Raw genomic sequence first — 22,378 nt, 5'->3', positions numbered from 1 at the left:
CAGCGAATTCAGGCGAATTCATCAGGAATCCGACATGACATTGAAGATCGGCCGCCGCGCCTACGCGGAGATGTTCGGCCCCACCACCGGCGACCGCGTGCGCCTCGCCGATACCGAACTCATCATCGAGATCGAGCGCGACTACACCGTCTATGGCGACGAAGTGAAGTTCGGCGGCGGCAAGGTGATCCGCGACGGCATGGGACAGTCGCAGCGCACGCACGCGGAAGTTGCGGACACCGTCGTCACGAACGCCGTGATCATCGATCACTGGGGCATCGTGAAGGCCGACATCGGCATCAAGGACGGCCGCATCTGGAAGATCGGCAAGGCGGGCAACCCCGACGTGCAGCCGGGCGTGACGATTCCCATCGGCGCTTCGACTGAAGTGATCGCCGGTGAAGGCCAGATCGTCACCGCGGGCGGCATCGACACGCATATTCACTTCATCAGCCCGCAGCAGATCGACGAAGCGCTCGCCTCGGGCGTGACGACCATGCTCGGCGGCGGCACCGGCCCCGCCACGGGCACCAACGCGACCACCTGCACGCCGGGCCCGTGGCATATGGAGCGCATGCTCCAGGCCGCGGACGGCTGGCCGATCAACCTCGGCTTTCTCGGCAAGGGCAACGTGAGCTTGCCCAAACCCGCCGAAGAGCAGATCGCCGCGGGCGCGATTGGCCTCAAGCTGCACGAGGACTGGGGCTCGACGCCCGCCGCCATCGACAATTGCTTGAGCGTTGCGGACGCAACGGATACGCAGGTGGCCATTCACACCGACACGCTCAACGAGTCGGGCTTCGTGGAAGCGACCGTGGCCGCCTTCAAGGGCCGCACGATCCACACGTACCACACCGAAGGCGCGGGCGGCGGCCACGCGCCCGACATCATCAAGGTGTGCGGAGAAGCGAACGTCCTGCCCTCCTCGACGAACCCCACGCGCCCGTACACGATCAACACGCTCGACGAGCATCTCGACATGCTGATGGTGTGCCATCACCTCGACCCGTCCATTGCCGAAGACATTGCGTTCGCCGAGTCGCGCATCCGCCGCGAGACCATCGCCGCCGAGGACATCCTGCACGATCTCGGCGCACTGTCGATGCTTTCTTCGGATTCCCAGGCAATGGGCCGGGTTGGCGAGGTCATCATCCGCACGTGGCAGACCGCGCACAAGATGAAGGTGCAGCGCGGCACCCTGCCCGGCGACGGGGGTGCCACCAGCGCGCGCCACGACAACTTCCGCGTGAAGCGCTATGTGGCGAAGTACACGATCAACCCTGCGCTCACGCATGGCATTGCGCATGAAGTAGGGTCGCTCGAGCCAGGCAAATGGGCCGACCTCGTGTTCTGGGAGCCGGCGTTCTTCGGCATCAAGCCTTCGCTCATCCTCAAGGGCGGCATGATCGCGCTCGCGCAGATGGGCGACCCGAACGCCTCGATTCCCACGCCGCAGCCCGTGCATTACCGCGAGATGTTCGCCACGCGCGGGCGGGCGCTCGCGCAAACGTCGCTCACCTTCGTATCGCAGCTCTCGCTCGACAAGCGCATTCCCGAGCGCTATGGTCTGCAAAAGCGCGTGGTGGCGGTCCGCAACTGCCGCAGCGTGACGAAGGCCGACATGATTCACAATGCCTGGCAGCCCACGATCAGCGTCGATCCCGAAACGTACCAGGTCGTCGCCGACGGCCAGTTGCTCACCTGCGAGCCCGCCACGGTGCTGCCGATGGCACAGCGTTACTTCCTGTTCTAAAGTTTTAGCCATGCGCACGATCGACAAACGACTCAACGCGAAGCTCGCGCCGGTGCTCAGGCAGCGCGCGCCCACGCTCACGCTGCCTTATGACGCGCGCTGCAAGAGCCGCTTCGCGGCCACGCTCGACACCGGCGAGGAAGTCGGCGTGGTCATGCCGCGCGGCACCGTGCTGCGCGACGGCGACATGCTCGTGGCCGACGACGGCGGCCTCGTGCGCGTGATCGCGGCGGCCGAGAGCGTGCTGCGTGTACGCGCGCCCGATCGCCTCACGCTCACGCGCGCTGCGTATCACCTCGGCAATCGTCATACCCCGGTGGAAGTCGGCGCGGAGGAACTCAAGCTCGAAGCGGACCCCGTGCTCGAAGACATGCTCAAGCGCCTCGGCGCGCAAGTCGAGCGCGTGCAATTGCCGTTCCAGCCCGAATCGGGCGCGTACGGCGGCGGCCACCGCCACGGCCACGACGAAACCTTCGCCGACGACTACGCTCTTGCGCAACGCGTGTACGACGAACATCACGGACACGCGCATTCTCACGACCATTCGCAGGGTCACGCGCACCATCACGCTCATGGCGATGATCACGCGCACGACCACGAATGCGGACACGATCACGGTCATTGCGACGGCCACGCGCACGACCACAGCCATGAACATCGCTGAACTCACTGCCCTGCTGCATCTGGCTTCGCCGGCACTGCCCATTGGCGCGTTCAGCTACTCGCAGGGCCTCGAAGCCGCAATCGATGCGCAACTCGTCAAGGACGGCGACGACGCCGCGCATTGGATAGCGGGTGGCCTCGCGAACGTGCTCGCCTGCGGCGAGCTGCCCTTTTTGGCGCACCAGATGGAACGCTGGCGCACACATGACGCGCACGCGCTCATCGTGGCGAACGACGAATTCGTCGCGAGCCGCGAGTCGGCGGAACTGCGGCGCGAAACCGCGCAGATGGGCTGGTCGCTGCGTCAGCTCTGCGCACAGCTCGAATGGGGCGACGCAGAGCGGCGCGCCACGCTGGAGCGGATGACGCCCATTGCGCAACCCACGGCCTTCGCATTCGCGGCGTGGGCGCACGAGGCCGCGCCCGAAGCCACGCTCGCCGCTTACGCGTTTAGTTGGATCGAAAACCAGACGGCCGCCGCCCTCAAGGCCGTGCCGCTCGGGCAGTTTGCGGGGCAGCGCATTATCGTCGCGCTGCGGCCCGAAATCGAAAAAGCCGTGGCGCGCGCGCTCGCCACGCCGCCCGAGGCGCTCAACACGTTTGCGCCGCAACTCGGCGTGCTCTCCGCGCGCCATGAATCGCAATACTCGCGGCTTTTCCGCTCCTGAACCTGATACCAATCATGAATTCGCACGCATCCAGCAAACGAACGAAGAAACTGCCGCCGCTGCGCGTCGGCGTGGGCGGCCCCGTTGGCTCCGGCAAGACGACCTTGCTCGAAATGCTCTGCAAGGCCATGCGCGAACGCTACGACCTCGTCGCCATTACCAACGACATCTATACAAAGGAGGACCAGCGCCTCCTGACCGTTGCGGGCGCGCTGCCCGCCGAGCGCATCATGGGCGTCGAAACCGGCGGCTGCCCGCACACGGCGATCCGCGAAGACGCGTCGATCAACCTCGAAGCCGTCGACCAGATGCTCACGCGCTTTCCCGATGCGGACATCGTCTTCATCGAATCGGGCGGCGACAATCTCGCGGCGACCTTCAGCCCCGAGCTTTCTGACCTCACGATCTACGTGATCGACGTGGCGGGCGGCGAAAAGATCCCGCGCAAGGGCGGCCCCGGCATCACGAAGTCGGACCTGCTCGTCATCAACAAGACCGACCTCGCGCCGCTCGTGGGCGCAAATCTCGACATCATGGCCTCCGACGCGAAGAAAATGCGCGGCGAGCGGCCCTTCGTGATGTGCAACCTGAAGGCGCTCGACGGACTCGATCAGGTGATCGCGTTTATTGAAAAGCACGGCCTCCTGGTCGCATAAAACGCTAACGCAACACCGCCGGTCTCTCAGAGCGACGGGTCGATGTAGGCGGCGTTCTTTACGATCCAGTCCGGGTTCAGGTGTGACCTGTCCTCATAGAGTGCCGACCATTTTCCCGTCACGCGGATGCACGCCTCATCCACACACAGGTCTGCGTCGGGGTCGATGATCAAGGCGTGATCGCGCTTGGCGAGCGCGATCAGTTCCTTGCGAACGCTCTGTTGCAGACCGTCTATTTTTACCCGTTGCTCAGCCTGGCTTGGGTCGAAACGCCCGATTCTCGCCAGGAATACATGTGGGTCAAACGGGTCACCTATCGGATTGTCGAGCAACACGTAGACCCGCTTGTGCTGCGCCTGCAACTCCCTGATTTCCCGATCAAGCTCGGCGAATGCTGCCGCCCTTCCCTCAGGCGTAGCCAGACTCACTTCCCTCCGGCCGCTCACCACGTAGTAAGCCGCGGTGTTGAAGTAGTAACTCCAATACCCGCCGATCACAACCGTCGTAATCCGGCTATTCGCGGCTTGCTCCAGCGCCTCGCGCCGGACCGACCAGCATTCCGAATCAGCCGGTAAATCGTGATTGAAAACATGCGCAATGGGCGGGCAAGCGGCTGCAACGGCAAAGATGGCGCCGTTTCGCGAAGCGTTGCGCGCTTCATCGTCGTAGATTCGCTCGGCATACTGAGCGACATGCGAATCGCCGAGAAAAAGCGTTGTGGACTTTCGGTCGTCGTGCAACGCATAGATGCCGTCTCGAACCTGTCCATCGGGTGTCCGCGACGCGAGGAAGTCCCAACCCGTGCGCGTTGCAAGGTTGACAGCGTCGATGCGGGGTTGGATGAGCGCGTTCTTGATCGCCACGCCGCTAGCCAGCATCAGCGCGAGGCCGAGGGACAAGAGAAGCGCCACTCGATTCGCAGAGCGATGCCAGCGAATTGTCCTCTCGACATAACGGTGCGTGAGCCAGGCCAGCAAGACTGAAACCAACACCACCGCAATCTTCGTGAGGTGGCCATTATCCGGCCAGACCAGATGCGCAAACGACAACAATGGCCAATGCCACAAATAAAGCGGGTAGCTAATCAGACCGCAAGTCACGAAGGGTCGGCTCGATAGCAGCGTGCGATTGATCCACGCGCCTGAGCCCGCTGCAATGACGAGGAAAGTGCCCATCGTCGGCAGCAATGCCCAAAATCCCGGGAACGGGCGCTCGTGATTGATCAGCAGGAAGCCCGACAGCAAGAGACCCGCTCCGAGCGCACAGAGCACGTTGCCGTGCCGGGCGATCAGTTCCGGGCGACGCAAAGCGATATAGGCAAGCGAGCCCCCGACCATGAGTTCCCAGAAGCGGGAAAGCGGTGAGTAGAAGGCAGCAACCGGATCCCGCGAGGCAAGCCATACGCTAATGCCAAAGGACATTGCAATGATCACGCCATTCACGACCGTGAATCGCCAGCGATGCGTCCATGCGTAACTCAAAAGCAGGGGCCAGAATATGTAGTATTGCTCTTCGACCGCAAGACTCCAGAGGTGCAACAAGGGTTTTGCCTCGTGGCCGCTATCGAAGTAACCGCTCTCGCCCCACAAGACAAAGTTCTGGACGAAGGACGTCCCACCGACAAGGTGTTTCCCGAGTTGCCGGTATTCGTCACGCAAGAGCACAAGCCAACCAGCAGACGCACAGAAGAGCAACACAACAAGCAGTGCCGGGAAAATTCGACGAATTCGTTTCCCGTAAAACTCTGCAATGCTAAATTTTTCTCGCTCGAGATTGGACAGGATGATGGTGGTAATGAGATATCCGGATATGACGAAGAAAATATCAACCCCGATAAAACCGCCTGCCATTCGGCTTGGAAACGCATGAAAGAGAATCACTCCTATCACTGCGATCGCTCGCAATCCGTCGACGTGGGGACGATATTCATGCGCCGCTGCGCTGCGGATCACGGCTCGATCCGGCGATCTGTCGACGATCTCCGTCGCGGACGGAACCGGCAGCACTTGCGGGGTAGTCGTCGGTGACATGAGCTGTCCTTCGATGACTGCATATCGGCGAGTCGAACACCAATGACACCGATATTGAGCAACGCGTTCCTTACGCACACGTGGCTCGAACGCAAATCAACCACGTGAACCCAGTACACCTGCGCTCAGGATTGAGCGTATGTGCGCACGCGTACGCATCGTTTCGTATCAAGCAACGCAAAGGCGCGACCCTTTCATGTGCCCATACATCGCCCTTCATGCGTCTATAAATTGCCCTTCACGCAGGCACGTTTGACTCTTTCAAAAAGCGAACTTTCAGATAACAGACAAACGCCCTACGATGAAAATGAAGGTGATTTTTCCGGTGGCAGGAGCGATCGTCTACGCGGTCAAGCCCCGTATTTAGCGCTGCTGCCCGAAGTTCGCATCGGTGGGGCCTCTGTGGAGTCGTCCCAGCCGCCCGCTCTTTCCCATTGGCACTGCGATGCTCTCCCTCATTCAACGATCACGGTTAAATAGTTAGTTTTCCTACCAGATACGGTGAACGTGAATCGTCGCGACTGCGATCGTTGTCGGTTTGGTCGCAGCCGCGTCTCACACTCGCGAAGTTCGCGCGAGCGAGTCTGGAGGAAAGAAGTCGTATTGAGCGGGGCACCTACGATTCCTGACGACGCCTCAAGAACGACGTCTCAGGTAATGAGTACCCTGCTTCGTGCAATAAACGGCAGCGAGCGTCTTAACAAACGCCCAACCAGTCAACGCAACGCGCTGAACGCTGCGAGCAACGTCTGCACCCGGTGGTCGCAGGTGTGGTGCTGCGTGACTTCCCGAAAACCGTTCGCACTGATCCGCAGACGCTCGTCCTCGTTGTCGAGAAGCCATCGCAGCTTGCGCTGCATGTCCTCGAGATCCTGATAGACGCACAAATGCTCGTTGTCTGTGAAGTACGTGTGTAGATCGAGTGCGTTATCCGTCAGCAGGCACGATCGGCTGGCGAGCACTTCGAAATACCGCATGTTCAGGCCGAGCCTGACTGTGCGGTCGGCGTTGAGGACCACGCGCGCCTTGTTGTGAAGCGCGTTCAGAGGCGCACCGAGTATCAGGTCGCCCTTGTGGATGCGGCGCAGCATATCGCGTGGCAGCCGGCTTTTCTTGAGCCACGAATGCCCATATAGCGCGATGTCCTGGGTCACCTCGAACGCGCTCGCAATGACCTGATCGCGCCACGGACTCCATGCCCCGACAAATACGAGGTCGATTTCCCTGGCACTGCCAGCAATCGGATAATGCTGACGAACGTTTGCGCCGTGCGGCAAGTAGCGGGCTTCTCGCCCGTGCGACTGGATCGCGTCGACGACAGCAGGTGCGAACGCAAAGTAGAGGTCGAAATCGCGCGTGGCCGCTTCCAGGTCAGACCAATTGTTGTTCTGCTCGACCCACCAGCCTGCCTTCACGGCTTTCGATTCCCGCAGCTGGAAAATTTCGGCGCGTTTGCCATGAATGCAAAGCACGGCATCGGGCTGATAGTCGGCCACTTCTTCGCCGAGTCGGGTCGCCAGATGGTTTGCCTCGCCCAGTCGGTGCTTGCGGAACAGATCCGTCCCCCTCGGGACAAGGCGGAGCGTACGGGCGAGCTTGTTGATTCTGCGAAAGACGTAGCGTGATACCCAGTGGACCTGATCCTCGATGATGAAGGCCTTTGCCTCCACCCCTGCCCTCTCGAAAGCGTCGACGTAGTCGTCAGCCAACGGCGGAAAGCGGGGATGCGCGATGAGGATTCGCGAGATCGTCTTCGTCATAAGGCCTTTTCCAGCAGCGTCCATGTTGTCGTTGAGCGGCTTGCCCATGCGCTACGCGAAGTCATACATCCGAGACGAGCGCCTGGATAACGTCCACCGTGCGCGCCGTCGCGCCGCGGTGGCGCGACGCAAACGCGGCCGCAGCCGCGCCCATGGCGACCCGGCGCGGTTTGTCGCTGAAGAGTTCGCGCAAGGCGCGCGCGAGATCGGCGGGGTCCTGAATCTGCAGGGCTGCGCCCGCGGCCGTAGCGTCGGCGGTGGCCTGAGTGAAGTTGAACACGTGCGGCCCGATCAGCACCGGCACGCCCACGGCGCACGCTTCGATCAGGTTCTGCCCGCCGAGCGGCAACAGACTGCCGCCGATAAATGCAAGGTCGGAGGCAGCGTAGTAAGCGCCCATCTCCCCCATCGAGTCGCCGAGCAGCACGCTCACGTCCTGTGGCAACACACGCACGCCCTCATGCGCCGAGGCCGCGGCCGCTGCGGCCGGCGCCCAGCGCGAGCGCCGCTCGAGCTTGAAGTTCTTGCGCTCCACGAGCGCCGCCACTTCGTCGAAACGCTGCGGATGGCGCGGCACGAGGATCAGCAGCGCGTCCGGTACGTTCAGTGCAGCGAAAGCCTGCAGCACGAGTTCCTCTTCGCCTTCACGCGTGCTCGCCGCGACCCACACCGGCCGCTCGCCTATCGCGCGCCGCCATTCGCGGCCGCGCGCGATCAGCGCCGGCGGGCTCGCCATGTCGAACTTGAGGTTGCCGAGCACCGCCACATTGCGCGCGCCAAGTGCGGTGAGGCGCTCCGCGTCGGAAGGGCTTTGCGCAAGCACGCGCGTAAAGCCGCCGAACACCTCGCGCGCGCCCGCACCGAACTTCGCCGCGCGCTTGAACGAGCGCGCCGACATGCGCGCGTTGGTGAGCACGAGCGGCACGTCGGCACGCTTGCATTCGTCGATGAGCGTGGGCCAGACCTCGGTTTCCATCACGAGACCGAGTGACGGCCGCCATGCGCGCAGAAAGCGGCGCACCGCGTGCGGCATGTCGTACGGCAGGTAGCAGCGCAGCACGCGATCACCGAAGAGCTGCTCGCCGGTGGCGCGGCCGCCCGGCGTCATATACGTAAGCAGAACGCGCGCGTCGGGGCGCGCCGCCAGCAGCGCGTCGACGAGCGGCTGCGCCGCGCGGGTCTCGCCCACGGAGACGGCATGCACCCAGATGAGCGGCGCGTCGTCTTCGGGCAAGCGCCCCGCCGAATAGCCGAAACGCTCGCCGATATGCTCGCGATAGCCGCGCTCGCGGCGCGAGCGAATCAATAGCCGCAGCACCGCGAGCGGTGCAATGAGCCACCAGGCCGCGCGATAAATCGCTCTTAGCATCGGGCCTCCGCGACGGCCAGGGTCATGCGAAACGCCGCGGCCGCGCGGCTGGAGGCGTCGGTTGGCACGTTGGTCGGCACGTCGATCTGCAGGCTCATCGCGTGTGGATTCAAACCAGTTCCTTGCCCTTGAGGCGTTCGAGGATGCCGAGCGGCGCCCATTCGGGATGCACCATGTCCTTCACCGGCAGGAAAAAGGTCTGCTCCATCATGAATTGACCGGACATCACGGCATGCGAAGTGTGATCGGAGAAGCACACCCACACGCTGCCCGGCGGAAAGCCGATGGTCTCCTGCGGGCACGCCTTCTGATAGTCGAGATCGGCCTTCATGCCGTCGTGGAGGTTGAGCATCAGATGGTCGTACTCGCTGCGCGGCGATTTCGTGATGTGCAGCAGGTTCTGCAGCCACGCCGAGCCCGGAAACTGCGGCTTGATGTTCGGCAGGAAGCGCTTGGCCATGTCCTCGAACGGCTCGCCCACGCGCCACACGCGCGGCACGCCGTCCGGATTGACGTTGGTGAACACGCGCAGTATGCGCTCGCCGTAGTTCGGGCGCGAGGGAAACGCATCCACGTGCAGGCGCGAATCGTCCTTGCGCCACGAGGTCTCACGCGTTTCCACCTGATGCAGGCGCAGGCTCGTCGGCGCCACGCGCAGCTTGCCGGTGTACTCGGGAAAGAGGCCGTCCACCAGCGTGCGGGCGCAGGTCTGGTAACGCGCGATCAACGCGCGCACCGCCGACTGCGTGACGGCGTCACCGAGCACGCCGTGCAGCGCGCCGCCTTTCGGGTCGAGGCTGATGTTCTTGCGGTTGGGATCGGCGATCGCGGGGTCGAGCAGCGCACGCTCGCCGCCTTCGATCGCAAAGGCCAGGTTCGGGAAATACAGCACCTTGCCCTGCTCGACGGCGTCGAGCAGCGTCTCGCGCGGTTGCGAGAGCTGCTGGCCGTGCCAATCGGCGGAAGTGATTTCGATGATCTGGGATTCGTTCATTGTCGCCCCTGGAAGCGATGGATCTGACTGCCTGCCGGTGTGGCGCGGTGCGGGCGCGGTGTGCCCTCTTGCCCGCTTTATTGCCTTCTCGCGCGGCTCATGCCGGTCAAGCCCTGGCGCGCTTGTGCACATTCGTGCACCCTCGTGCGCGCCGATTCTTATACCCGCAGCATCCGAGGCGCGCCTTGACGCGCCGCAGCCCGTCCCTTGCCCGCGATGCGGCGGCGCGCCGCTACAGCAACCCAAAGGCCGCCAGCGCGCCCTTCACCTGCGCGAGCGTTGGCGGCTGGCCTGCCGTGCCCAGATTGACGACGTTCGGCGACCAGTAGCCGCCCGTGCGCCAGGCGGTCGCGAAATTGTACAACTCGACGGTCGGGCGCTTCAGCGCGGCCGCGATGTGCACGAGACCCGTGTCCACGCCCACCGTGGCCGCCGCGCCGTCGATCAGGCCGACCACGGCAGGCAGCGACAGTTTGGGCGGCACGATCGCCGCTTCGCCGAATTCGCGCGCAAGTCGCTCGCTGGTGGCGCGCTCCGCCTCGCTGCCCCAAGGCAGCACGAGCGACGCACCACGCCGCACGAGCGCCTGTCCCAGCTCGATCCAGTGCTGGTCAGGCCACTGCTTGTCGGCACGCGACGTGGCGTGCACGAACACCACATAGGGCACCGGCAGATTCAGCCCCACTTCCGCGAGCGCCTGGGCGGCGCGGTAGGTGTCGAGGCCGAAGTCGATGTCGTCGGTGCTCGAGGGCGGCGCGAGATCGAGCGCGCCCGCAACCAGTTGGCGCGTGCGCTCGACCACGTGGGTGCGCGGCTCGATGCGGATCGAGCGGTCGTAGAAGAAACGCACGGGCCATTCGTAGCCCGCGCCATCGGTGCGGTTGCCGAGGCCGACTAGCGGCCCGCGCGCCCAGCTCGCGACCCAGGCCGTCTTGATGAGCCCCTGGCAGTCGATCACGAGGTCGTACTTCTCGGCCGCGAGTGCGCGCCGGAACGCGCCGATCTCGCGCCAGTTGGCGCTCGAGAAGAGCCCCTTGCGCCAACGGCGCAGCGAGAACGGAATCGCGCGGCGCACGCCCTCCACGAGCTCGACGAGCGACTGGAAGCTCTCTTCGACGAGCCAGTCGATCTGCGCGTCGGGATACCGCCGCCGGATATCGGCGATGGCGGGCATGTTGTGGACGACGTCGCCAAGCGACGACACGCGCACGATGAGGATCTTTTGCACGCTCAAGGCAATTTGTGCGGACGAATGAAAAAGGTCCGCAATTTTAGCGCGCCGGGCGAAGATAAGCGAAAAAGGGGGGAGAAAGCGCGGGCATGTGCGCCACTCCCCCAAAGGCCTCGGGGCCCATAGAAGCCGCCGCCGCGCAAACCGGTATCGAGGCGCAAGCGGCGCGCCGCTTGCGCTCTGTGGTGGCAGACCTTTCTTACTGGACCAGTCTTGGCGGCGTGTACGCCCCGTAACTTGGCCCAACCCCTCCCGAATTCGCTGTCTCGCAATGGCTCATGTCGTTGGACATCTGTGCCAGCACATAGGGCGTAGAGCCGTTACTCGCATCAAGAATGTGGAGACAGGCAAATGCCAGAACCGGCTGAAAGCCGCTCGTCTGCGGATCGTTCACGACAACCACCGTCGCCCACGCGCATTGCCCATTGCCCGCAGCGCTGCAAGCGGCTGTGTCCTTGAAGATCGAGTTTTTCTCGCCGGTCTGAATCCACGTTCCCGGCGACCCACCCACAGAGAACGTCGTGCTGTTGCCATTCGTCAACAGGCTACTGGCATAGCTGGCACTGTTGTCGTTGACGTTAAACGTCGTCCACTGGCCGGATTGACAGGTTCCGTATTGATAGCTGGATCCGATCTGAAAAATGTACGGCTGTCCTGCAACCTGAGGCGTCGAGAAGCCGGACACGGTGCCAGTGGTCGGCGAGAGCTTCGGCGAATTGGTCGACGAATTCCAGTAGTTGTTGTACAGGCACTGCGACATCGCCATGGGAAAGAGCCCGCCAGGCCCCACGTTGCCGGGTGAGGACAGCACGGCCGTCGCCACCGCACTGGCTTTGAGGATAGTGACGCCGAACACGCTGCTCAGAAAGCCCCTGACCGAGCCGTTCGTGTTTGAGCCGTCTTTGCGGATGGTCACCTGTACGGCAGCCAGGTCGTTCGCTCCCGGTGTGAACGGCAGTGCCTCGAGACCATACGGCGTTCCCGTAGCGTTCCAGTATCCGGTCGCCACGGTACTCGCCTGCACATACGCGCCCTGGACCCGGTTGGTCGCGTTTGACGTCGAGAACGTCGACGCTGTCGCTGACGCCGTCGTGAAATCGGGCTGGGTAGCGGAGCTGTTGCCGCACTCGGTGCGCGGTTTCAGACAACCCGCACCGGCCAGCGCGGCCGCATCAGCCGCATTCTGGAGTTCGCTTCGAGCGACCATCAGATTGCCGATGTCGATGGCCAGCGCCGCGGTTCCCAACAGAAAGACCATGAACACCGCAACCGTGATGGCCACCGCCCCTTTCTGCTTCCGTCTGCTCCCCGTGCGCATGATTGTCCCCTTTATTCGTTGTTCATGACGGTCGTGGCGGACAGCGTAAGTGCACCCGTGATGGGGGCCACCATTCGTCCGAGCGCCAATCCGTTGTACGTATAGGAGACGGTCACCGAAAGCGGTTGACCGAAATTGCCGCCGGCGCCAGTCGTCACGACCGTAGGCGTATTCTGCGTTCCGAACGTCAGCAGGTAGCTCGACGTGTAATTCGTCACGACCGTCTGGACGTCGCTGGCCGTTGGCTTCGGACTCTTCAGCACGACTCCGGCGCGGGCGCCTTCCCGGCTGGCGTTGGTAATCACCGCCTTGTCGTAAAGGAACAAGCCCATTTCGATGATGCCGAACAGCAAGATCAGCAGCACCGGCAGCACGAGAGCAAATTCCACTGCAGCCACGCCGCGCTGGCCGCGCCTGCCGCGCCTGCGCCGCGGGCTCGCTGGGCCCCTATTTCCCCGTCCCGGGCCTAACGGAAGTGACAGCGCGCCGGTCTTTGCAGTTTTCATAACATCCCCCGATTGAATCGCCCCTGCAGGGCTTGCTCTATTCATGTCGCGCGTTCCAGCCCACTACTAGCCACCGTTCATGGTCGGCAGCATCGTCCGATAGATATGCAGCATCGCCGGCCCCATCAGCACCACCATCAGCGCCGGAAAGATGCAGAACATCAGCGGAAACAGCAGCTTGAGCGCGATTTTTGCGGCCTTTTCTTCTGCAAGCATGCGACGGCGCGTGCGCAGCGTATCCGAGAGCACGCGCAGCGAGTCGCCGATGCTGGTGCCGAAACGCTCGGCCTGGATCAGCATCGTGCTGAAGGAGTCGACGTCTTCCACACCCGTGCGCATGGCGAGGTTGCGCAACGCCTTTTCCTTCGAATAGCCCGAGCGCATCTCCAGAAGCGTGAGGTCCAGTTCGTCGGCGACCACTGCGCTGCGCAACCTGATCTCCTCCGCTACGCGCATCATTGCGGCATCGAGACCGAGGCCTGCTTCGACGCAGACCGTCAGCAGATCGATGGCGTCGGGGAAGTCCTCGAAGATCGCGCGCTTGCGTTGCGCGACGAAGCGCGCGAGCGCAAGCCCCGGCAAGTAGTAGCCGAACACCACAAGCGACACGAGAACGACTGCGAAGCGCGTAACCGAACTGGCCGCCCCGCCGCCGCTAATCATCCACATGGCCGCAAGCGTGGGCAACAACAGTGCCAACACGGTGCGAGTGCCGAAAAAAATCGCCACGGCACCCGGCGAGCGCCAGCCCGCGTTCATCAGGCGTACGCGCAGCGCCGAAACTTCCCAGCCCTCCTTGGGCGTCGAGAGCCGGGAAAGCGGCTCGGAAATCTGCACGAGCTTTTCGTACCAGGCCTCGTTGGTGGCATCCGGCTGCATACCAGGAACAGGTGAGCCGCGAGCGCCGCCCACTTGTTCAATGCGCCGCCTCATGGTCCTCGGTGCAAGGACATACATGCCGGCCAGAGACAGGCCGAATACGCAGGCAAACAGACAGATCAGCAACAACAACCGCGTCGAATCGATCGCTAACATGACTCCCCCCTTCGAATTTTGTGGATGGCGCGAAACGCGGCGTCTTCAGACGCGTATGCGTACGATGCGCCGCCCCCAGAACATGCCGGCCAGCAGCAGCGCGGTGCCGGCTTCGAGCATCATCACGCCCGCCGGGTCCTGCCATAGCACTTCTAGAAAGTCAGGATTCACGAAGGAAATGGCGCCGCCCGTGACCACCGGCAGCAAACCCAGCACCCGCGCCGAGAGGACCCCTTCCGCGGAAAGCACGCGCACCTTGTCGAACAGTTTGAAGCGCTCCCGCACGAGGCTCGCAATGCCGTCCAGCAGCTCGGCCAGGTTGCCGCCCGTCTCGCGCTGGATCAGCACGGCGATGACGAGGTAACGCAGATCCCCCACCGGCATGCGCTGCGCGAGCGCCGTCAATGCCTCGTTGAGCGACACGCCATAGTTGATCTCGTCGAACGTGGTGCGAAACTCGGCGCCCATCGGGTCGGCGAACTCGGTGCCGACGAGGTCGATCGCACCCGTGAGCGCATGCCCAGAGCGCAATGCGCGCGCCAGCATGTCGCAGGCATCCGGCAACTGCTTCTGGAAGCGCTGCATCCGCTTCGTGCGCCGATAACGCACGTACATCAACGGCAGCAGCGTAGAGACCGCCGCACCCGACGCCAGCATGACGAGCGGTACATGGATGAACATCGCCGCTACGGTCGCGAGAACCGGCATGAGCGCGCACATTGCGATAACGCGTGAAGCCGTCCAGCTGATGCCCGACTGCTGCACCCACGCCTCGAACGAGCGAATGCCCGGCGTGAGCAGCAGCATGCGATCGACCAACTTCGACCCATCGAGCTTGCGCGCCTTGAGGATCGACATCGCCTCTTTGCGCCCGAGTCCGCCCGTCGCCACGGCCTCGATGCGCGACTCGAGGCGGCGCGCAACGGCGCCGTGCCGGCTGTTCCACCATTCCCACGCGCCCTGGCTGGCAAGCACCACGGCTACGAAGAGCAGCAGAATTGCCAGAATGAAGGTTGTACTCATGCCATGCTCCCCCGGATGAACGTCGTGAATATCAGACCGTGTCGTAGCGCCGGCCCGGATCGAAAATCTGCTCCGGCAGGTTCACGCCAAACGCCGCGAACCGCTCGCAGAATTTCGGCCGCACACCGGTCGCACAAAAATGGCCACGCACGTTGCCGTTCGAATCCATGCCGGTGCGCTTGAACGTAAAGATTTCCTGCATGTTGATGATGTCGCCTTCCATGCCGGTCAGCTCCGAAATGCTCACGATCTTGCGGCGGCCATCGGTCAGGCGTGCGGCCTGCACGACCACCGAGATCGCAGACGAGATCTGATGGCGCATCGTGCGCGGCGGCAACGCGAGGCCGCCGAGGCTGATCATGTTTTCGAGACGCGTGAGCGCATCGCGCGGCGTGTTGGCGTGGATCGTCGCGAGCGAGCCTTCGTGGCCGGTGTTCATCGCGTTGAGCATGTCGAGCGCTTCCGCGCCGCGCACTTCGCCGAGGATGATGCGGTCCGGGCGCATACGCAGCGCGTTGCGAACGAGCGCGCGCTGAGTGATCTCGCCTTTGCCTTCGATGTTCGGCGGACGCGTCTCCAGGCGCAGCACGTGATCCTGGCGCAGTTGAAGTTCGGCCGCGTCCTCGATCGTCACGATGCGTTCGTCGTTCGGAATGAAGCCCGAGAGCACGTTGAGCATGGTCGTCTTGCCGCTGCCGGTGCCGCCCGAAACGAGAATATTGACCTTGGCGCGCGCGAGACCCTCGAGCACCTGGGCCATCGGCGGCGTGAGCGTTTGCAGTTCGATCAGATCCGAGACCAGCAGCGGCTTGACTGCAAAGCGCCGGATCGACACGAGCGGCCCGTCGACAGCCGAAGGCGGGATGATGGCGTTCACGCGCGAGCCATCGGGCAGGCGCGCGTCCACCATCGGGCTCGATTCATCGATACGCCGCCCCACCCGCGAGACGATCTTCTCGATCACCTTCATGAGATGGGCGTCGTCGTAGAAGTTGACGTCGGTGAGTTCGAGCTTGCCGCGGCGCTCCACGTAAGTCTGGCACCACGTGTTCACGAGAATGTCCGAGACAGTGGGGTCGCGCAGCAACGGCTCGAGCGGACCGAAGCCGAACATCTCGTCGTACACGTCGACGGCCAGCTGCTTGCGCTCGAGGTCGTTCGCAAGCGCCTTCTGCTCTTCGAGGATGCGGCCCACGAGCGCGTTGATTTCGCTACGGATCTGCTCCTGGGGCATGCGTGAGAGACGCTCGAGTTCCACGCGTTCGAGCACCGCATGATGCGTGTCGTACTTCAGCTTCTGGTACGCCTCGGTCTTCGCCCGGGACGGCGGCGCGGAGGCTACGGCGGCCGCGCCGCCCGTATCGGTGCGCTCGACGATCGTCGGCTCGAGGCGCTGTGCAAAGATCTGCTCGCGAAGGGACATGACCTTTCTCCTTTACATCAAACCGAGTTTGGCTGGCGCCTGGCGGCCGAGCATGCGCGCGAACAGGGATTCGCCCTTGCCTCGCGTGCTCGCGCCTGTCGCGTTCGGGAGCGCAACGCTGGACGCCAGCGTACGCAGGCTGCGCGTCACGGCGCTGCCGGGCGCTGCCACGGCAATCGGCACCCCCTGATTGACCGCTTCGGCAACGGCGCGCGTATCGTCGGGAATGACGAGGAACGGCTTCATGGCGAGCACGGCGTCGGCGGCCTCGCGCACGCGCTCGCCGTGACGCGTCTGCCGGTTCAGAAGCAGTCGCATGCGCTCCGGCCCGTAACCGAGCGACTGCAATATCTCCTGTAGCCGGCGTCCCGCCTGAAGATGCGGCATGCTCGCCTGCAAGACGATGTGGATCTCGTCACTGCGATCGAGCGCGAGCATGGAAAGCGGATTGATCGTCTGGCCGAGATCGAGGATCACGCAGTCGTAACGGGGCGCGGCAACGCCGAGCACCCATTCGAGCCTGTCCTGGCGCATCTCGCCCGCCTTGATCGGATCGCCCGCGCCCGCCAGGATGTCGAAGTTCCCGGCGGCGTGCATCACACTCGCTTCAAAAAGCGCCACGTCCATGCGGTCGACTTCGGCGCACAACTGCGGAAGCGTCGAGGGCGGCGTCTCCGCTGTCACGAGAAACGCCGCGTCCGCGTAGAGCTGGTTCAGGTCGATCAGCAGCACGCGACGGTCGTGCGACTGGGAGACGATATGCGCGACGTTCGCCGCGATGAAGCTCGTTCCCACGCCGCCCTTGCACGACATGAACGAGACGATGCGCGACGTACGCGCGCTCCCGTGCGCACGCTGGCCGATTGCGCGCTGCAGCGCCTCGCCTATCGTGCGGCCGTCAGGCTGCCCAGTGACGACGTCGCGAAAGCCCGCGCGCATTGCCGCGATGAGTTCGTCTGGCGACGCATCGGGAGTCAGCAGAATGCACGTGAGCCGTTCGCAACGACGGCACAGCTCGCTCACGGAAGGCAACTGTGCCTCCTGCAGCCCTCGCGCGTCGACGATCAGGACATCGAACGCGTCGAGCGTGTCGCCGCGCTCGACGAGATCGAACGGTGTGCCTACGCTACGCGTCGTGCGGTACGGGCCGCATCCCGCGATCGTGCGCATGATCTGCGCAAGCCGCTCCGCGTCCGTCGAGGTAATGAGTATGTCGATCATGATCGTATGTCCCCGCTGTTGTTCCGTTCTCTGGCCGAAGCACACCGCTTACTGGCTACCGCCGCCACCGCTCACGCCTATCGTGTAGGGGTTCGCAGATGCCGTCGGATGCTGGAACGACTTGTCGTAGTTGTCCATCGCCGATGCCGCCGACTTGCCGTCCACACCCGGCTGCGATGCGTGCTGGCCCGCGTCCGGGTCGATGATTTGCGCCTGCATCGAGTGGCGCACGGCTTGCCCGAAGTGCGCGTCCCAGATCGGCGTGCTGGTCATGCAGCCGCCGAGCGCTGCGCCGAGCGGCGCGATCAGCAGGAACCGGCGAACAAATGCAAAGTTTTCGAGTTTCATTTTGGCCTCCTGATCGCCTGGTCAATGAGCGGTAGTTTCGTTCGAGGCGATGCGTGCCGCCTCGCGCTCGATTCGCTGCGCACGTGCCGCGCTGTCGTCGCCTGGCGAAGGCACGAGGGCCTGTGCAGCGACCTGCTGCGTGGGTACGGATTGCGCCAGCGCTTCAGCGGGCGGCGCTGCCGGCAGCGGCGATTCCTCGCGTCTGGAAGAGACCTGCGGCGCGGGCAGCGCGGCCGGCGTTTGCGGTGCGGCCGGGACCGGCGGCGTCGAGCCAGGTGCGGGCTCACCCGGTGCGGCCTGCGTGCCAGCGGGCGCGGGCGGCGCAAAACGACCCTGGTTGCGATGGGCGCGGCCTTCCATGTTGCCCGTTGCGTACACGTCGGCTTCGTGGACCGGCGAGAAGCTGTCCGTGGGCATCTGGAGTTGCGCGATATCCGCCACCGGCTTCACGAGGTGCGGCGTGACGATGAAGATCAGCTCCGAGCGGTCCTGCTGGAACGACGTGCTCCTGAGCAACGCGCCCAGTACCGGCACCTCACCGAGGCCCGGCACGGCCTTCAGTGAGCCGGTAATGTTGTTGCTGATGAGCCCACCGATCGCGAACGACTCGCCATCGTGCATCTGGACCGTGGTGGAAGCGCGGCGCGTCGTGATGAGCGGCAGGATGCTCACGCCGCTGACGTTCGACGCGCTGAGCGTGACGCCCGTGGGCGACAGTTCCGAGACCTCCGGCGCCACCTTCAGGTTGATGCGCCCGCCGTTGAGCACCGTAGGCGTGAACTTGAGCCCCACGCCGAACTCCTCTTCCTGCAGCGTGATCGCTGTGGCGGACGTGCCGCCGCCGCTTTGCGGCACAGGGATGAAGATTTTGCCGCCGGCGAGGAAGGTGGCTTCCTGACCGCTGATGGTGACGAGGTTAGGCTCGGCCAGGATCTTCACGAGGTTGTCGGTTTTCTGCGCGTCGATGGCGAACTTGAGCGGATTGTTGTTCGCCTTCGAGAAGCCGAATGCGCTTGACACGCCAGCGAGCAGATTGCTCACCAGCGCCCCCGTCCAGGAGCCGAAGCCGCCCTGGATATTGACGGCTGAGCCGAGCTGGTCGATCAGCGTCTTGTCGACTTCGGCGACCTTCACTTCGAGCATGACCTGCTGCGGCGAGTCGACGCTCAACATGTTGATCACGCCGCCCGTGTGCGCGCCGTTGTTGCTCTGACCGCTCACGCCGAACACCTGGGCGATTTCCGCGGCCTGCTGGGCGGCCTGCGCGCTCGATACATGGCCGGCGAGCACGATGTTGTCGGCCGCCGTCGAAACGCGGATGTCGCGCTCTTGCGGCATCAGTTGCGCAAGTGCCGCCTGAAGGCCGCCGGAGTCGGCGCTCACGATCACATCGATCACCTGGCATGCGCCGCTCTTGCCCTGGACGATCATGTTGGTCGTCCCGACCGCCTGGCCTACGATGTAGAGGGTTTGCGGCGACACCATGGTCGCCTGGGCGACCTCCGGATTGCCGAGCGTGCGGTTGCGCACGGGTTCGTCGATCGGTACGAGCGTCGACTTGCCAAGTGGCACGACTACGTTGCTTTCGTTGCGAATGGCCCCGACGCAGTTCGGTCCGCGCAGCGGTCCGGCCACGGCTTTGGGCGGCGCGCTGCTGCCTTGCTGCGGCCCCATGCTGATGGTCATCTGCATGGGACCCTTGCCCATGGGAACCGCAGCGCTTGCGGCCGGCTTCTCCTGCCCTGCGTTGCCGTTCGACTGCTGTGCCCAGCCCGGAGTCGAAGTCATCAACCCGGCGCAAACCCAGGCAAGCGTTGCGACACGCCACGGACGAACGCCGTTGCGGGCCCCCGTGGACCCCACGTTTACTTTGGTATCCATATCGTTATACCCCGTACTTACCTGCGTTTTAATGGCGGCTTTACCGCTCACTCGCCCTCTACCCGGATGGTCATCGCCGGAATCAGGCAGCCGTCCTGCTTTCTTTCAGAAACACTCCTGACTGCCGGTCACGCCCGAAAGCACGCCGATACAGTTACGCTTGACTGGCGCACGCTCGGCGTACTTCACACGCACCGGGTGTGCCGGTTCCGGCAGCGGCGCGGGCGGCGGCAGCGGGCCACCCAGCAAAGTCTGTTTGGTCGCGCCGTCGGTCATGAGCTTGTTGTCGTCCACCTGGTTGCGCAGGACGAGCGAGAGCGTGCCCACGCTGCGCGCCAGATCGAGCTTCTCCGCCTGCTCGGGCGTCACCTCCAGGGTCACCGCGTTCACAACCTTGGGTGCGGTATCGTCGCGATTGACCTGCTGCGCAACCGCCAGCACCAGAATTTTTTCGAGCACGATCTTCGAGATGCTCTGCTGCTGCGTATCGGCTTTTTTCTCCGGCTCCTGCGTGTTGACGATTACGTCGACGTAGTTGCCCGGCAACGCGAAGCCCGCGACGCCAACGACGTCGTTCACGCGGACCGTGATCGCGCGATGTCCGTCGCCAATCACCGCCGATAGTCCGCCTTTCGTGCCCACGGGCGCGAGCTTCGACTCGAGCACCGGCTCACCGCGCGTGAGGCTTGCGCGCACCACCCGCCCGTCGAGATCCTTCGGTAGTGCGAAGGTTCCAGGCGGGAGACTGTCCTTTGGCCAGCTGACCGTTCGGATCATCGTTTCATTGATCGGCTGACCGAGATTGATGTCGTCCGATGCGACGGCAACCGGCACCGTGGCCCCCGACGACGTTTGAAGCAACCATTTGGAAGCGAACACCACTGCGGCCAGTCCGGCCAGCAGAGCAATCGCGAGCATGACAAACGCGCGGCTGTTTTTCATGACATCCCCCGTAAGCATTCCATAACATTAGTAACCAACGAACCGACAATTCGGCCCTTGTCCCGCGGGCACCGGCCAGCGCTTTAGCTCACCATCGTGAATAGCGCTGCAACGGTTCCCCCGGCGATCGCGACACCATACGGAATCGATCCGACCGATTCGCGTACCGTACCTGGCGATACGCCCGCCATGCGCGCGGCGCGGCCCGCTCCCGCAAGCAACGCTGCAACATTTCCCGTCAGGCGGCCCAGTTGTCCCCGCATCAGGGCAATCCCTAACGACCATACCCCGCCGATGATGAAAGTGTTCACTGCGATATCGACGGTCGCCGCCGCTCCGAGCCACGCACCCAGCATCATCAGCAACTTGACGTCGCCGGCCGCCATGCCGCGAAGCACATAGAACGGCAGCAGAAGTGCGAATCCGGTCGCCGCGCCACCCAGCCAGATCGCGCAGCCCGGAACGACTCCGCGCAGCGCGATCTGCACCGCGAGCGCCGAGACAAGACCGACCACGATCAGCAGGTTCGGAATCCGGCGGCTAACGATGTCCGTGCTGGCCGCAAGAATCGCCAACGCGATCACACACAGCGGAACCGGCTGCGGCGGCAAGGAGACAGAAAGCATCGTGAATTCCATTTGTGCGCTCCCGGGTTAGACCTGCTTTGCCATGACCAACCTCGCTCGCCAGCGCTCGGGTTAGAGCGTATTGACGATGTCGGAAAAGACGTTTTGAAGCGTCGATCCGATTGAAGCGATGCTGGCCATGATCAGCACCGTGATCAGGGCCGCGAGCATCCCGTACTCGAGCGCTGTTATGCCGTTTTCGTCACGAACGAAGTGCTTGGCCTGAGCGATGATCTTTTGCATGTCTGGTCTCCAGTGAGAAGTGAGGTATGGGGCGAATGCGGTTTTCGTTGCCTATGCACTCGCCCGCATAGCGGTCAGATCGCGTTAGCGACGTCGGAGAAGACGTTCTTCAGCGTCGAGCCGATCGATGCCACGCTTGCGATGATCAGCACCGTGATCAGACCGGCGAGCATCCCGTATTCGAGTGCCGTGATGCCGTTTTCGTCACGTGCGAAGGTCTTTGCTTGAGCGATGAACTTTTGCATTTTGGTCTCCGGTTACAAAGGATTCTGGTTGGCCCCGATCCGGGTGAAGTCTGAGTCTGGTTTCAGCCCCACCTCTTCCAACCCATAAACTTGGCATGACTGACTATCAGCGGGCGAGTGTGGCTCGTGTTGCAGACCCACTCGCCCACGCAACGGTCAGATCGCGTTAGCAACGTCGGAAAACACGTTTTTCAGCGTCGACCCGATCGATGCCACGCTTGCGATGATCAGCACCGTGATCAAACCAGCGAGCATTCCGTACTCGAGCGCCGTGATGCCGTTTTCGTCACGAACGAAGCCCTTTGCCTGAGCGATGATCTTTTGCATTTTTGATCTCCAGATGGATGTGTACATGGTTAACCCCCGTTCCATGTGGTTTTGAGGGTGCGTGGACTACGTCACTGGGTCAGTGCAGCAGTCACAGGACGCAGTTCTACGCGCCA

22 protein-coding genes are annotated in these 22,378 nt (G+C 63.5%); 4 read left to right on the top strand and 18 right to left on the bottom strand.

All coding sequences use genetic code 11. The features are described from left to right. Window positions 1-34 precede the first annotated feature (34 nt). The 4 genes from ureC to ureG are packed head-to-tail and all read left to right on the top strand — an operon-like array spanning window position 35 to window position 3,740. Window positions 35-1,753, top strand: coding sequence for an urease subunit alpha (gene ureC, locus U5A52_RS23510; RefSeq protein ID WP_321936452.1), 1,719 nt, complete (start codon window positions 35-37; stop codon window positions 1,751-1,753). Between the two features lie 10 nt (window positions 1,754-1,763). Next, entirely contained in the window at window positions 1,764-2,417 is a 654-nt protein-coding gene (gene ureE / locus U5A52_RS23505) for an urease accessory protein UreE (RefSeq protein ID WP_321912809.1), read from the top strand. Then, the gene (locus U5A52_RS23500) at window positions 2,404-3,084 is read left to right on the top strand and encodes an urease accessory protein UreF (protein WP_321936451.1); all 681 of its coding nucleotides are present in this window, start codon (window positions 2,404-2,406) and stop codon (window positions 3,082-3,084) included. Before ureE ends, U5A52_RS23500 begins: the two co-directional genes overlap by 14 nt. Before the next feature lie 14 nt (window positions 3,085-3,098). After that, window positions 3,099-3,740 carry an urease accessory protein UreG gene (gene ureG, locus U5A52_RS23495; RefSeq protein WP_321936450.1) on the top strand — a complete coding sequence of 214 codons (642 nt, stop codon included), beginning with the start codon at window positions 3,099-3,101 and terminating at the stop codon, window positions 3,738-3,740. A gap of 26 nt (window positions 3,741-3,766) precedes the next feature. Here the strand turns inward: ureG and U5A52_RS23490 are convergent, their stop codons facing one another. The 18 genes from U5A52_RS23490 to U5A52_RS23405 form a co-directional block, all read right to left on the bottom strand. Next, on the bottom strand, window positions 3,767-5,770 hold the full coding sequence (locus U5A52_RS23490; RefSeq protein ID WP_321936449.1) for an acyltransferase family protein: 2,004 nt from the start codon (window positions 5,768-5,770) through the stop codon (window positions 3,767-3,769). 716 nt (window positions 5,771-6,486) lie between these two features. Next, window positions 6,487-7,578 (bottom strand): glycosyltransferase family protein, encoded by a 1,092-nt coding sequence (locus U5A52_RS23485; protein WP_321936448.1) that lies wholly within the window; start codon window positions 7,576-7,578, stop codon window positions 6,487-6,489. A 13-nt stretch (window positions 7,579-7,591) separates the two neighbouring features. Further along, window positions 7,592-8,899 (bottom strand): lipid IV(A) 3-deoxy-D-manno-octulosonic acid transferase, encoded by a 1,308-nt coding sequence (waaA, locus tag U5A52_RS23480; protein WP_321936447.1) that lies wholly within the window; start codon window positions 8,897-8,899, stop codon window positions 7,592-7,594. 109 nt (window positions 8,900-9,008) lie between these two features. Continuing rightward, entirely contained in the window at window positions 9,009-9,893 is an 885-nt protein-coding gene (locus U5A52_RS23475) for a Kdo hydroxylase family protein (protein ID WP_321936446.1), read from the bottom strand. Window positions 9,894-10,125: 232 nt separating this feature from the next. Next, on the bottom strand, window positions 10,126-11,127 hold the full coding sequence (waaC, locus tag U5A52_RS23470; protein ID WP_321936445.1) for a lipopolysaccharide heptosyltransferase I: 1,002 nt from the start codon (window positions 11,125-11,127) through the stop codon (window positions 10,126-10,128). A gap of 196 nt (window positions 11,128-11,323) precedes the next feature. After that, a complete protein-coding gene (locus tag U5A52_RS23465) occupies window positions 11,324-12,406 on the bottom strand; it encodes a pilus assembly protein TadG-related protein (protein WP_321936444.1) in 1,083 nt (360 codons plus the stop codon). Between the two features lie 47 nt (window positions 12,407-12,453). Then, the gene (locus tag U5A52_RS23460) at window positions 12,454-12,831 is read right to left on the bottom strand and encodes a TadE family protein (protein WP_321912823.1); all 378 of its coding nucleotides are present in this window, start codon (window positions 12,829-12,831) and stop codon (window positions 12,454-12,456) included. 183 nt (window positions 12,832-13,014) lie between these two features. Beyond that, window positions 13,015-13,983 (bottom strand): type II secretion system F family protein, encoded by a 969-nt coding sequence (locus U5A52_RS23455; protein ID WP_321936443.1) that lies wholly within the window; start codon window positions 13,981-13,983, stop codon window positions 13,015-13,017. A 45-nt stretch (window positions 13,984-14,028) separates the two neighbouring features. Then, the gene (locus U5A52_RS23450; protein WP_321912827.1) at window positions 14,029-15,006 is read right to left on the bottom strand and encodes a type II secretion system F family protein; all 978 of its coding nucleotides are present in this window, start codon (window positions 15,004-15,006) and stop codon (window positions 14,029-14,031) included. 31 nt (window positions 15,007-15,037) lie between these two features. Continuing rightward, window positions 15,038-16,429: a CpaF family protein gene (locus tag U5A52_RS23445; protein WP_321936442.1), complete on the bottom strand. Its 1,392-nt coding sequence runs from the start codon at window positions 16,427-16,429 to the stop codon at window positions 15,038-15,040. 12 nt (window positions 16,430-16,441) lie between these two features. Continuing rightward, a complete protein-coding gene (locus tag U5A52_RS23440) occupies window positions 16,442-17,650 on the bottom strand; it encodes an AAA family ATPase (protein WP_321912831.1) in 1,209 nt (402 codons plus the stop codon). Between the two features lie 48 nt (window positions 17,651-17,698). Further along, window positions 17,699-17,998 carry a hypothetical protein gene (locus U5A52_RS23435; protein WP_321912833.1) on the bottom strand — a complete coding sequence of 100 codons (300 nt, stop codon included), beginning with the start codon at window positions 17,996-17,998 and terminating at the stop codon, window positions 17,699-17,701. A 21-nt stretch (window positions 17,999-18,019) separates the two neighbouring features. Then, window positions 18,020-19,879: a type II and III secretion system protein family protein gene (locus tag U5A52_RS23430; protein WP_321936441.1), complete on the bottom strand. Its 1,860-nt coding sequence runs from the start codon at window positions 19,877-19,879 to the stop codon at window positions 18,020-18,022. Between the two features lie 105 nt (window positions 19,880-19,984). Then, window positions 19,985-20,821 carry a Flp pilus assembly protein CpaB gene (cpaB, locus tag U5A52_RS23425; protein ID WP_321936440.1) on the bottom strand — a complete coding sequence of 279 codons (837 nt, stop codon included), beginning with the start codon at window positions 20,819-20,821 and terminating at the stop codon, window positions 19,985-19,987. An 83-nt stretch (window positions 20,822-20,904) separates the two neighbouring features. Then, the gene (locus U5A52_RS23420) at window positions 20,905-21,447 is read right to left on the bottom strand and encodes a prepilin peptidase (RefSeq protein ID WP_321912999.1); all 543 of its coding nucleotides are present in this window, start codon (window positions 21,445-21,447) and stop codon (window positions 20,905-20,907) included. Window positions 21,448-21,519: 72 nt separating this feature from the next. Continuing rightward, on the bottom strand, window positions 21,520-21,690 hold the full coding sequence (locus tag U5A52_RS23415; protein ID WP_321936439.1) for a Flp family type IVb pilin: 171 nt from the start codon (window positions 21,688-21,690) through the stop codon (window positions 21,520-21,522). A gap of 74 nt (window positions 21,691-21,764) precedes the next feature. Next, window positions 21,765-21,935, bottom strand: coding sequence for a Flp family type IVb pilin (locus U5A52_RS23410; protein ID WP_321912838.1), 171 nt, complete (start codon window positions 21,933-21,935; stop codon window positions 21,765-21,767). Window positions 21,936-22,091: 156 nt separating this feature from the next. Continuing rightward, window positions 22,092-22,262, bottom strand: a complete 171-nt coding sequence (locus U5A52_RS23405) for a Flp family type IVb pilin (protein WP_321936438.1) — start codon at window positions 22,260-22,262, stop codon at window positions 22,092-22,094. Between the last annotated feature and the right edge of the window lie 116 nt (window positions 22,263-22,378).

The organism is Paraburkholderia sp. J8-2 (assembly GCF_905220195.1).
GTDB lineage: Bacteria > Pseudomonadota > Gammaproteobacteria > Burkholderiales > Burkholderiaceae > Paraburkholderia.
Note: the sequence above shows the minus strand (reverse complement) of the source record. Positions and strands in the feature narration are given on the sequence as shown.

Excerpts from the sequence above, each read along its gene's own strand:
- ureC (WP_321936452.1), top strand. The coding sequence starts at position 35 with ATGACATTGAAGATCGGCCGCCGCGCCTACGCGGAGATGTTCGGCCCC.
- ureE (WP_321912809.1), top strand. The coding sequence starts at position 1,764 with ATGCGCACGATCGACAAACGACTCAACGCGAAGCTCGCGCCGGTGCTC.
- U5A52_RS23500 (WP_321936451.1), top strand. The coding sequence starts at position 2,404 with ATGAACATCGCTGAACTCACTGCCCTGCTGCATCTGGCTTCGCCGGCA.
- ureG (WP_321936450.1), top strand. The coding sequence starts at position 3,099 with ATGAATTCGCACGCATCCAGCAAACGAACGAAGAAACTGCCGCCGCTG.
- U5A52_RS23490 (WP_321936449.1), bottom strand. The coding sequence starts at position 5,770 with ATGTCACCGACGACTACCCCGCAAGTGCTGCCGGTTCCGTCCGCGACG.
- U5A52_RS23485 (WP_321936448.1), bottom strand. The coding sequence starts at position 7,578 with ATGGGCAAGCCGCTCAACGACAACATGGACGCTGCTGGAAAAGGCCTT.
- waaA (WP_321936447.1), bottom strand. The coding sequence starts at position 8,899 with ATGCTAAGAGCGATTTATCGCGCGGCCTGGTGGCTCATTGCACCGCTC.
- U5A52_RS23475 (WP_321936446.1), bottom strand. The coding sequence starts at position 9,893 with ATGAACGAATCCCAGATCATCGAAATCACTTCCGCCGATTGGCACGGC.
- U5A52_RS23455 (WP_321936443.1), bottom strand. The coding sequence starts at position 13,983 with ATGTTAGCGATCGATTCGACGCGGTTGTTGTTGCTGATCTGTCTGTTT.
- U5A52_RS23450 (WP_321912827.1), bottom strand. The coding sequence starts at position 15,006 with ATGAGTACAACCTTCATTCTGGCAATTCTGCTGCTCTTCGTAGCCGTG.
- U5A52_RS23445 (WP_321936442.1), bottom strand. The coding sequence starts at position 16,429 with ATGTCCCTTCGCGAGCAGATCTTTGCACAGCGCCTCGAGCCGACGATC.
- U5A52_RS23440 (WP_321912831.1), bottom strand. The coding sequence starts at position 17,650 with ATGATCGACATACTCATTACCTCGACGGACGCGGAGCGGCTTGCGCAG.
- U5A52_RS23435 (WP_321912833.1), bottom strand. The coding sequence starts at position 17,998 with ATGAAACTCGAAAACTTTGCATTTGTTCGCCGGTTCCTGCTGATCGCG.
- U5A52_RS23430 (WP_321936441.1), bottom strand. The coding sequence starts at position 19,879 with ATGGATACCAAAGTAAACGTGGGGTCCACGGGGGCCCGCAACGGCGTT.
- cpaB (WP_321936440.1), bottom strand. The coding sequence starts at position 20,821 with ATGAAAAACAGCCGCGCGTTTGTCATGCTCGCGATTGCTCTGCTGGCC.
- U5A52_RS23420 (WP_321912999.1), bottom strand. The coding sequence starts at position 21,447 with ATGCTTTCTGTCTCCTTGCCGCCGCAGCCGGTTCCGCTGTGTGTGATC.
- U5A52_RS23415 (WP_321936439.1), bottom strand. The coding sequence starts at position 21,690 with ATGCAAAAGATCATCGCTCAGGCCAAGCACTTCGTTCGTGACGAAAAC.
- U5A52_RS23410 (WP_321912838.1), bottom strand. The coding sequence starts at position 21,935 with ATGCAAAAGTTCATCGCTCAAGCAAAGACCTTCGCACGTGACGAAAAC.
- U5A52_RS23405 (WP_321936438.1), bottom strand. The coding sequence starts at position 22,262 with ATGCAAAAGATCATCGCTCAGGCAAAGGGCTTCGTTCGTGACGAAAAC.